Annotated in this window: 7 protein-coding genes and 1 pseudogene; 1 reads left to right on the top strand and 7 read right to left on the bottom strand. The window is 46.4% G+C overall.

Annotation, left to right across the window (positions count from 1 at the left end):
• The coding region (locus IT392_11295) for a hypothetical protein (protein MCC6545062.1) at positions 1-740 on the top strand (740 nt) is incomplete at its 5' end.
• 229 nt (positions 741-969) lie between these two features.
• Here the strand turns inward: IT392_11295 and IT392_11290 are convergent.
• From IT392_11290 to IT392_11260, 7 genes and pseudogenes are all read right to left on the bottom strand, one after another.
• Positions 970-1,203, bottom strand: a complete 234-nt coding sequence (locus IT392_11290) for a hypothetical protein (GenBank protein MCC6545061.1) — start codon at positions 1,201-1,203, stop codon at positions 970-972.
• Between the two features lie 14 nt (positions 1,204-1,217).
• Positions 1,218-1,922, bottom strand: a complete 705-nt coding sequence (locus tag IT392_11285; protein MCC6545060.1) for a hypothetical protein — start codon at positions 1,920-1,922, stop codon at positions 1,218-1,220.
• A 34-nt stretch (positions 1,923-1,956) separates the two neighbouring features.
• Positions 1,957-2,553, bottom strand: a complete 597-nt coding sequence (locus tag IT392_11280; GenBank protein MCC6545059.1) for a hypothetical protein — start codon at positions 2,551-2,553, stop codon at positions 1,957-1,959.
• 16 nt (positions 2,554-2,569) lie between these two features.
• A complete protein-coding gene (locus tag IT392_11275; GenBank protein MCC6545058.1) occupies positions 2,570-3,139 on the bottom strand; it encodes a hypothetical protein in 570 nt (189 codons plus the stop codon).
• Positions 3,140-3,340 carry a hypothetical protein gene (locus IT392_11270; protein ID MCC6545057.1) on the bottom strand — a complete coding sequence of 67 codons (201 nt, stop codon included), beginning with the start codon at positions 3,338-3,340 and terminating at the stop codon, positions 3,140-3,142.
• A 269-nt stretch (positions 3,341-3,609) separates the two neighbouring features.
• Positions 3,610-5,933: pseudogene (locus IT392_11265) on the bottom strand (heavy metal translocating P-type ATPase).
• A gap of 64 nt (positions 5,934-5,997) precedes the next feature.
• The coding region (locus IT392_11260; protein ID MCC6545056.1) for a hypothetical protein at positions 5,998-7,066 on the bottom strand (1,069 nt) is incomplete at its 5' end.

The following is a 7,066-nucleotide window of genomic DNA, read 5'->3' as shown; positions in this document are numbered from 1 at the left end:
TGCCAATGAAGATGGCCATTGCAGGTCAGTTGCCGGATTCAGGCTTTCAGATTACCGCTGCAGATTCACCACCCGGTGGAAAAGAACATGAAGGGCTTGAACAAGAGCAGTCATCCACCTTATCAGCCGGTTGGGATGTAACAGTAGCCTCAAAGTACCTGTTTCAGGGAATAGATTACAGTGATGGTGAACCTGTCATACAACCGGAAGCAATCATCACAGCCAAAGACTTTTCAGCTATTCTGTGGTTCAATCATGACTTACACACAAGTAAGTCGAACGAGTTTGACCTCTATTTACAATATGATATTAAGAGAGAGAATCTTACGCTGACCACCGGCTATGCCCATTATAATTATCCTCATAGAGACGGGTGGGGGCCGTCACAGGAAGTTTTTATGAATATCGCCTATAGTGCTTCTTTTAATCCATCCCTCAGTATTCATTATGACTATGATGCAGGGAAAGGGAGTTACTACACTTTAAGCATAAACCGTAATGTAGCAAGTTTCATTGGTGACCTGTCACTCGGTACAAACATTTTCTATCAGAGCAATTATTATGAGTCCTCAGGCTTCCCGTCTGTGGAGTTTAATATATCATCTGAATATACGGTAAGGTCATTTACCATTTCCCCGTCAGTCTCTTATTTCCTTACCTGGGATAACACAGATTTTAGCGGAGATAGTTCTGTTCCTGCCACATGGCTGTTTTCTCTTAATATAGGACAGAGTTTTTGATGACAATAAAAATAGCCAGTGGGAATTTTCTTGACTTCGACGATGGATTAAATTATAAGATGTTGCATGAGGCATACAGGTAATTTTCTCAAAGTAATTGGAAACCTTTTATGCGGCATTTATGCAATCGTTTCTATCTATGCCATCTCCTGCTCGCTTGAGGTAAGATGGAAAAAGTGGACACCAAAGTAATGTAGAATGTCAAGCAACTAAAAAATCCGCCTTCTGTCTAATCTCCATCACGCCCACCATCATTCTGAAGGGTTCCTTTATTAACCTTATTTTTTTCAGGCTTGGACTCAACAGGAACCTCATGGGATGGGGCTTTCTGATCATGATCAGGTATAACCGATTCCTCACTGTGCATCTCCTTATCATGTCCTCCCATCTTGTCGCGATGATGACCAAGGCCAATAAATCCAACCACCATGAACACTATCATTATTACGACCACCGTAGACATCTTTCATCACCCCCTTAAGTTCTCTTAAACCACATCTCATAGAGCGAGATAAATACCTGTGCCCCGAAGGCAAACCCCATCAGGACTCCCCCGATGATCACGGTATAGGCAAAGGCCGGCTGGAATTTTGTAAACCACCACGATCCTATATCTGTCCACATCGCTATAAATGGGAGTGCTATAATCAGAAGTTTTAAACAGTTATTCATCTCGCTCATGGAAAAGATGATGCCGGTCAATATAAATATAAAGCTCATCCCGAAAAGGTGGATATGAGAGACGCGAGAGAGGACTCGCATAGACTCTCCAAAGTCTATATCTGTAATCGCCCTGACTTCCTCGTAAGTTGTAAGAGGGATTAGTCCGGACCCGGTACGGTGGCACACTACACAACTTCTATCAAATATGGGTTTTACCTTTAAGAACCCCTCAGCATAGGCCCCATCCTTTATCCAGATGGCTATCTCCCTCTTTTCTTCAGCCGTTAGTCTCTCTCCCATAGTCCCTCTTATAGCCTTCTCAAGACGCGTATCCCCCCGTTTGCCATAGTATTTGTGAATAGTAGCCTTTAAAAGCCCTGCATCCATATCTCTGTGAGGCTCTACATCGAGTAGATATAAATATAGGAGCGCAAACATATAAGCAACCCCCACAGTAAGAAGAAATGCTGAAAAGAGGACCTTTACCGTAACCGGAAGACCTTTTAATCGGGGGAGCATATACACTTTGTGTTCCGGCATTTTAACTTTTGACCTATAGCCTCTGGAAGAGTTTCAGGAGGACTGCCGTATTCCTGATCTCCTTTGAAATTACATGTCGAATATCCTCTGAAGACTCTTTGTCAGGGGTCTTCATGTTGGCAATAACATCATCTGTCTTCAGATGCAAGAATTTTTCTAAGAATCCCCCTTCCAGTATACCCTCCTGCAACTCCTTCACATACTGCTCGGGGCAGGAGAGGATCTTTATGTCCGCCAGGCTCCCATCTCCGTTGTAACCTACAGCGAAGGAAATAGTGCCATGCTTCAATTCGGCCGGCTGGATAAAGAGTACACCTTTCAGTTCTCCACTCTTTCCTTTTGAGATAAAATATGTGTAGACCCCTTCCTGGGGAGAATAGCCCCACCTCTTTAATGCCTCCTTATGTTTTTCTGTGGTCAGGAGCTCCTTTCTTTTTAAGACCTTTCCTCCTTTTGGCAGCATGGTCTTCATGGCATCCGCCTCTTTCATAAAAACCTTAACAGGCCCCTCATGCCCTCTGTGTGCAAGGGCGACCTCACTGACTATGCCCTGTCCCATAAATAATAAAACAGCAAGAACAACAACTCGACATACATACCTTACTTGCATACATAGCCTCCTCTTATTACGGCAAAAGACTTTTGGGGGATGGATCTCGCACCCATATATCATATAACGCCACAAGGCTTATCACGGCTATACCCGCTCCTATACCGATCCCGCTTATAAATGGGACTGCAGCCAGATTGACTGATACAAACCGCACAAGAAATAACCCGGCGATATCAAACAAGAAGAATAGAAAGAGTAATGATAGGATGATCACCTTCCAGCCCTGTCCAATATTGGAAAGCATTAATATTATCCCGAGACTGATGAAGATGAGGGAGAAACCGAGCATGTGGACATGTCCTAACTGGACCATCTCCTGAGATGTAATAGATTCATTATGTTCAGATGACGGTTCACTACTTATGTCAACTTCTTCTTCAACAAATCCATATTTTTCAAGCTCCCGGGTTTCTTCCTGCGACAGTATAGTTGCTCCATAGTGTTCCGCAATAGATACTACATTTAACCCCACGGAGAGTCTTGCATTCAATGCCGCTACCATATAGCCGGACCATAAAAGGATGAGAAAAAGGTTTATCAATACCTTGCCGCTAAGTGGAAGTTTATCCAGTGAAATATTCATTTATTCACCTCTCCACTCGAGGATTTTATCCTTTCCATAACCGGAGGGATCTTTAAATACAAGTCTTATATCTCTCATAGGAGACGACCCCTTGAATATAAGCATGCCCCGCCGATGATACTCTGAAGAGCGGTTTGATTCTGTCCATTTTGCCGGCCCATATTCCATGTCATTACTCCGCAACACTGTAAACTTTTCCAAACAGCATAGGCATCATACATCATACCTGATATTACAAAGGTCGGAGACTACAGCTACCGTAAGAGCTAAGGCTATCTTCCGCATTTTCTCCTCCCTTGGTTTATATTATTTAGACGGTGCTATAAAAAATATATTCTACTCTATGTAGAATGTCAAGGGAAAATAATTCCTGAGTTAAACCCCATGAACATTAATACCGTGGCAGCAGCAACCAGCATCAAAGGGGGGCAAAGCCAGAGTAATTTACGCACGTCCGACCCACCTCTGTTTCAGTCGACTTCTATTTTAAAGGTTTTAAGCGTAGCCGAATTAGCCACAACGGAAAGGGAGCTTAATGCCATGGCCGCCGCGGCAATGATGGGGTTTAGAAGACCGAGGGCCGCTATCGGGATGCCGACCGTGTTGTATATAAAGGCCCAGAACAGGTTCTGTTTAATCTTCCTCATTGTAGCCCTTGATAACCTTATTCCTGCCACCACATCCCTTACATCGTCCTTCACCAGTATGATCCCGCCTGTCTCCTTGGCCACGTCTGAGCCGCTTCCAATGGCTATACCTATGTCCGACTGGGCCAGGGCCGGTGCATCGTTAATGCCATCCCCTACCATAGCCACTGCCTTTCCCTCACCTTGCAATTTCTTGATTAAGCCGGCCTTTTCACCAGGAAGGACGTTTGCGATCACATTTTCAATGCCGACCTGTTTTGCGATAGCCCGCGCTGTCCGCTCGTTATCGCCGGTAAGCATTATAACCTCCAGCTTTTCTTTTTTAAGCGCGTTTACAGCGGCAATGGAATGTTCTTTAATGGTATCAGCAACGGCTATAATGCCGATGACAGCCTTGTTGCAGGCCAGGATCATCGCAGTCTTTCCCTGCTCCTCAAGGGCACTCATGCGCACCTCAAAACCGGCAGACTCGATTCCGCTGACCTCCATCAGCCTTCTATTGCCGAAAAGGATTTGACTGCCTTTGTACGAGACCCTTACCCCATGACCCGGTACTGCCTCAAATGAGTCCGCATCCGGGACATCAATGCCCCTCATCTTCGTTGCCTTTAAAATAGCCTCTCCGAGTGGATGCTCAGAGCCTTTCTCTGATATCGCTGCATATCTGATGACATCGCTTTCAGTGGAGTTGATATTCAGTATGTCCGTTACCGAAGGCTCTCCTCTCGTAAGGGTCCCTGTTTTATCAAAGACAATGGTAGTAAGTTTCTGTGCTCGCTCCAGATATTCCCCTCCCCTTATCAAAATTCCCGCTTCAGCGCCCTTGCCCACACCTACCATGAGAGCTGCCGGAGTAGCGATTCCGAGGGCGCACGGGCACGAGATTATAAGTACCGCAATGAAAGCAAGCAGCCCCTGCGGAAAGTTCCCGGCTATCCACCAGCCGAAAAAGGCGATAAATGCTGTAGCAACGACAGCAGGCACAAAGTAACCCGTCACCTGGTCGGCAATCCTCTGTATCGGGGCCGAAGATGCCTGAGCCTCTTCCACCATCTTTATGATCTGGTTAAGGGTAGTCGCTGCCCCAACCCTTGTAGCCTTGAATTTAAGCATCCCGGTTTTATTAATAGTAGCCCCTATGACCTCACCTCCTGGCTTCTTCTCTGCCGGAATGGACTCTCCTGATATCATCTTTTCATCGACCGCGGATGACCCTTCTATGACGACCCCGTCGGTCGGTATCTTCTCTCCGGGACGGACAACTACGATATCGTCTACCTGAACGTACTCCGCCGGTACCTCCATCTCGGCGCCTTCTCTGATAACCCTCTCTGTCTGGGGCTTAAGGTCAAGAAGTCTCCTTACTGCTGCCGAGGACTTCTTTTTTATAATATCTTCCATGTACTTGCCGAGGAGGACAAAGGCGATAATGACCGCTGAAACCTCGAAGTATACATCCCTTTCCGCACCCTTCACAGGTAGGATGTCCGGGGCAAAGATCACGATGACCGAATAGATATAGGCAACGCTTGTCCCGAGGGCGATCAGGAAGTCCATATTGATCATCCGGTTCTTGACCGCATTGTAGGAACCCTTATAGAAACTCCAGCCGCCTATGAACTGGACCGGTGTAACAAGGAAAAGAGCCACATGTCCCAGGTAAACCAGGGGAGCTGAGGTATCGGCGCCCATGTTACGATCGATGCGCCTGCCGCAAGGCCCAGAAAAAACCCTGCCCTTAAGAGGGCAAGGGCGAGTACCCCTAACAGGGCGATGGATACACGCCTTTTCATCTTCTTAAGCTCTTCTTCGGGAGCCTCGAAAGTCCTCATGCAGCCATCCGAGCAAAAATAGTACATCCTTCCCCCGAGTTCTTTTTTGAGGGACTTGTTCTTATCAACGACCATACCGCAGATAGGGTCCTTGGCAGTATCATGCGCACCCGCTTCAGCGGCCGCCATTTCCTTATGAGTCTTTTTCTGTGGTTCTCCCTGAGGGGCGGCAGCGGCCATAAAAGAGGCAGGGTCATTATCGAATCGCTCCTTGCACTGGAAGGAGCAAAAGTAGATGGTCTCACCCTTATAACTACTGGTCCCTGCAGCATCTTCAGGGACAACTGCCATATCACAAACAGGATCTTTTACCATAGCGTATCCTCCGGTAAAATTCCCCGATTCTTACTATTGCTCAAGTTCAAATCTGAAGACCCTTTCATCGTAGTTCCTTTTTGCATTTGCACCAGACACACGTGCAATCTTCGCTATGGCATCCTTTATCAACAAGGCTGCTCTTATGCCACCACCTTGCAAGCGGATAAATAAACATCTTCCATCGGGATTGATTGTATTGCCTTCTTACCTTTGCAAGTGTATCACCTTTCGCAAGCCAGTTTATAAAAAATGTATAACCCCTGTTCCCGAGACATTCATAGATGAAACGGTTTACGAGTGAAATCCTCTGCATTGGCAGAAGCTCCTTTTTTAACAAGGATACATAGTCACTGCTTTCAATGATGCACATTGCCGCAAGATAGCCGGAGGCCATTGCATACCTGAGCCCAAACCCCCAGAGACAGTCCTGAAGCCCAGCCGCCTCACCCGTGTAATATTTCCCGTTCTCATAGAGAGGACTCCCAATGAAGAAGTTGCCATAACCGCCAAACTCCTTTTTATTCGTCATGTCCAGAGAAGGGAATATTTTCTCAAATGTTTCAACTGTCCTTTCAAAACATTCTCTCTCTCTTTTAAAATCCCTGAACATGCATGTAGCCAGGGTTCCCTTGCCGTTATGGATTAAAAGGTAAGCATATCCCTTGGTTGCAAGTCTGTCGTCCAGAATGGCGGCTGCCGTGTCTCCCATGGTCGTATCAAAAATAATCCCTTTTGCAACAGCATCCGCAGCCCTTGGGCCGATGCTCACAATACCACCTCTTTCCAGCCTGTCAACCCTTTTGCCGAACACCACTTGAACACCTGCCTCTACGGCTATATCATGAAGCCCTCTGTCAAGACAGCCTGGGGCATCGCCCCTTCGCACAAGGTAAAAAAGGGGGATATCCGACCTTATAACTACCTGGTTGAGGTTGGCATCGAATACTGTAAGCTCGTTATATGGATGGCAGATAAAATATCTGCCGGCTTGATATAGACCAATCCTCTTCAGGAGAAGTGTTACATCCTCTTTCGTACTCCAGTTATCGAGACCCTGGTAGTCGCCATGAAATCTGTGACCCACATCTGCTTTATCCTCATAGATTCTTACAGTGTAGCCGTTCCTTGCC

The organism is Nitrospirota bacterium, assembly GCA_020846775.1.
Lineage (GTDB): Bacteria > Nitrospirota > 9FT-COMBO-42-15 > HDB-SIOI813 > HDB-SIOI813 > RBG-16-43-11.
This window is presented reverse-complemented; position numbering and strand designations above follow the sequence as displayed.